At 59.6% G+C, this 297-nt stretch carries 1 pseudogene; it reads right to left on the reverse strand.

Annotation, left to right across the window (positions count from 1 at the left end):
- Positions 1 to 297, reverse strand: a pseudogene (locus AB4Y34_RS42250) (IS5/IS1182 family transposase); the annotation flags it as partial.

Consider the following 297-nt stretch of genomic DNA (forward strand, 5'->3'; position numbering starts at 1 on the left):
CAGAACAGCGGCGTAAAAAAGCCTCAGCTTCCTGAGGATCATCCGCAGGTTATGGCCGGCGCCGCACAGCACTGCGTGTATCGCGTCGCCGAGCGCGCCTTTAAGCCAGTTCCGGTCGAGCTTCCCGTCTGCCTTCATGTGGCCGATGGCTGGCTCGATCGCACTTCGCCTTCGGATCATCTCGCGTAGTCCACGTGTGATTCCTCGCCGTAATCCCGGATGGTAGATCTTCACGCCATCAACGATGACACCCTTGTAGCCGCGATCGACAACGGCCACTTCCGGCTTCACGTCACT

The organism is Paraburkholderia sp. BR10954, assembly GCF_040965775.1.
Taxonomy (GTDB): domain Bacteria; phylum Pseudomonadota; class Gammaproteobacteria; order Burkholderiales; family Burkholderiaceae; genus Paraburkholderia; species Paraburkholderia youngii.